The 2,625-nt window shown below is 72.2% G+C and carries 4 protein-coding genes; 1 reads left to right on the top strand and 3 read right to left on the bottom strand.

What is annotated here, in order from left to right:
• Positions 1 to 69: 69 nt before the first annotated feature.
• From WN71_RS37495 to WN71_RS37485, 3 genes are all read right to left on the bottom strand, one after another.
• Positions 70 to 384: a thioredoxin family protein gene (locus WN71_RS37495; RefSeq protein WP_046593027.1), complete on the bottom strand. Its 315-nt coding sequence runs from the start codon at positions 382 to 384 to the stop codon at positions 70 to 72.
• Positions 385 to 398: 14 nt separating this feature from the next.
• Complete coding sequence (locus tag WN71_RS37490) at positions 399 to 785, bottom strand: MerR family transcriptional regulator (protein ID WP_071369935.1); 387 nt, start codon at positions 783 to 785, stop codon at positions 399 to 401.
• Positions 786 to 867: 82 nt separating this feature from the next.
• Entirely contained in the window at positions 868 to 1,632 is a 765-nt protein-coding gene (locus tag WN71_RS37485) for a DUF2127 domain-containing protein (protein ID WP_046593024.1), read from the bottom strand.
• A 266-nt stretch (positions 1,633 to 1,898) separates the two neighbouring features.
• Here WN71_RS37485 and WN71_RS37480 point away from each other — a divergent pair, with 266 nt between their 5' ends.
• The gene (locus WN71_RS37480; RefSeq protein ID WP_071369934.1) at positions 1,899 to 2,516 is read left to right on the top strand and encodes a TetR/AcrR family transcriptional regulator; all 618 of its coding nucleotides are present in this window, start codon (positions 1,899 to 1,901) and stop codon (positions 2,514 to 2,516) included.
• Positions 2,517 to 2,625: the final 109 nt, after the last annotated feature.

Genomic DNA, 2,625 nt, shown 5'->3' with positions numbered 1-2,625 from the left:
CCCCGGGCGCAATTGCGCCCGGGGGATTTCTGTGTCGTACCGCCGGCCCCGCGGCCGGTCCGGAGCGGGTCAGAGCACGTCGGAGAGTTCCTCCAGGAGCCGCCGCTTGGGCCGCGCGCCGACCATGGCCTTCACCGGCTCGCCGCCGCGGAAGACCATGAACGTCGGCATGGAGAGCACCTTGTACGCGTTGGTCGTGTCCGGATTGGTGTCCACGTCCAGCTGGACCACCTTCAGCCGCTCGCCCTCCTCGGCGGCCAGCGCGGTGAGCACCGGGCCCATCTGCCGGCACGGGGGACACCAGTCCGCGGTGAACTCCACCAGCACCGGCAGGTCCGCCCCGAGCACCTCCGCCGCGAAGTCCTGATCCGTCACTTCGGCCACACCCGCCGCCTTGATCACAGCTGCTGCCCTCCCAGTTCGCACAACGGTGGTTCGCCTCCGGCGCCGGCCAGCCGCACCCCGATCTCCGCGCGCACCGCCTGGAGCTGCCCGATCAGCTCGTCGAGCTCCGCCAGCTTGCGCCGGTAGACCGCGATCGAGGCCGGGCAGGTGTCGCCCGCCGGGTGCCCGGCGCGCAGGCACTCCACGAACGGCCGGGTCTCCTCCAGGTCGAACCCGAAGTCCTGGAGCGTCCTGATCTGCCGCAGCAGCGTGAGATCGCTCTCGTCGTACGTCCGGTGTCCGTTGTCCCCGCGCCGCGCGGGCAGCAGCCCGCGCGACTCGTAGTACCGCAGCGTCCGCGTCGTGGTCCCGGCCCGTGCGGCCAGCTCGCCGATTCGCATGTCTACGACCGTAAGCCTTGACGCCGACGTCAAGGCAAGCGCCGATCCACGGGCACCCGCCCGAGCGCGGGGCGGCCCGGGGTCAGACCATCACGCCCGCGGACTCCTCCACCTCCAGGAGCGAGGCGCTGCGCCGCTCCTCGTCGAACGTGCGGCGGCCGCCGCGCAGCCCGAACAGGCGCTTGGCGAGGGCGATGTAGAGCACGGCCAGGATGTTCAGCACCAGCGTGGCGATCTTCAGCCAGCTGATGTGCTCGGTGAGCTCGTAGATCTCCAGCGGCAGGAACGCGGCGGTCGCGATCACCGTGAGGTATTCCGCCCAGCGCTTGGCGTACCAGAGGCCGACCGCCTCGACGAGTTCGATCAGCGCGTACGCCAGCAGCAGCGCGGCCACCAGCAGCAGGGTGGAGTGCTTGTAGCCGAACGCCTTCTGGATGGAGCCGACCACCGGGGAGTGGTCGAGGTCGTAGTGGAAGTGCTTGAAGACCGGGCGGAAGACGTCGAGGTAGTCGTCGAACAGCCGGCGCACCGCGTCCTGGCTGTTGCTGAACTTCCACACGGCCGCCGCGACCAGCACGATGAACACGCCGCGCACGGCCCGCTCGATCGCGAGGAAGCGCAGGATGAACAGGTCGCGCAGCACCTTGCCGCGCGGGACCAGGGGCGCCCCGGAGGCCGGTCCGCCGCCGTGCGGCTCGCCGAGCACGAAGTCGCCGCAGCGCAGGCAGCGCCAGACCTCGCCGAGCGCGGTGTCGGCGCGCAGCCGGACCCGCAGGCGCGGGTCGTCCGGCGCGTACGTGACGTGCCCCTTGCGCGCGCAGGTGCGCCGGTCCCAGTCGATCTTCATCCCCCGTGCCTCCCCACATACCTGCGGCCGTGCCGCACCGGTCGGTCCGGCACGGCACGGTAGTGCATCGCGGTGAGAGACGACGGACGAGGCCGTTCAGTTCGCCGTCGTGTCCGCGAGTTCCGCATCCGCGGGGTCGGCAGGGTCCACCGGGCCGGCTGCGTCGGCCGCGTCGTCCGCATCCACCAGACTGCACAGCGCTGGGCAAATGAAGGAGGTGAAGCCCTTGCGCAGGGACGGTGAGCCCCGGCCCGGGGGCAGGCACAATGACCACCATGACCACGGGTAACAGCAGTCGCGCCGATGCCAACCGCCGCCGGATCCTGGAGGTGGCCCTCGCTGAACTGCTGCGCGACCCGGACGCGTCGATGGATCAGATCGCCCGCGCCGCGGGGGTCGTACGGCGGACGGTCTACGGCCATTTCCCCAGCCGGGAGGCGCTGGTCTCCACCCTGGTCGAGGGAGCCGTGGAGGCCGTCGCGGCGGCCAATGCGGCGGGCCGCGAGGGCACCCCGGACCCGGCCGAGGCGCTCGCCCGCTCGACGCTCGCGGTCTGGGAGATCGCCGACCGCTACCGCCTGCTGGTGGCGCTGGCCCAGCGCAGCGTGACCGTGCAGGGCATCCGCGAGCGGCTGGCGCCGGTACGCGAGGAGTGCACCGAGGTGCTGCGCCGGGGCCTCGCGCAGGGCGCCTTCACCTCGCCGCTGCCCGCGGCCGCGCTGGCGTACGTCCACGAGCAGATGCTGTTCGCGCTGATGGAGGCGGTGAACGACGGGCTGCTGGCGGCACGGGAGGCGGGCCGCGCGGCCGCGGTCACCCTGCTGACCACCGCGGGCGTACCGGCCTCCCTGGCCTCGGCCCTGGTGGCGAAGGTCAGCCACTGAAGTGCCGCGGCGCCCCTTTTTTCGGGGGAACGAGTGCGGGTGCGTCGTCTTTTTTTGGGGGGGGGCGGGCGCGTCGTCGGGTGCGGGTCCGTCGTGGCTGGTCGCGCAG

The organism is Streptomyces mangrovisoli (genome assembly GCF_000974985.2).
Taxonomy (GTDB): domain Bacteria; phylum Actinomycetota; class Actinomycetes; order Streptomycetales; family Streptomycetaceae; genus Streptomyces; species Streptomyces mangrovisoli.
This window is presented reverse-complemented; position numbering and strand designations above follow the sequence as displayed.

Coding starts and splice junctions, on each gene's coding strand:
- WN71_RS37490 (WP_071369935.1), bottom strand. CDS start 785: ATGCGAATCGGCGAGCTGGCCGCACGGGCCGGGACCACGACGCGGACG.
- WN71_RS37485 (WP_046593024.1), bottom strand. CDS start 1,632: ATGAAGATCGACTGGGACCGGCGCACCTGCGCGCGCAAGGGGCACGTC.
- WN71_RS37480 (WP_071369934.1), top strand. CDS start 1,899: ATGACCACCATGACCACGGGTAACAGCAGTCGCGCCGATGCCAACCGC.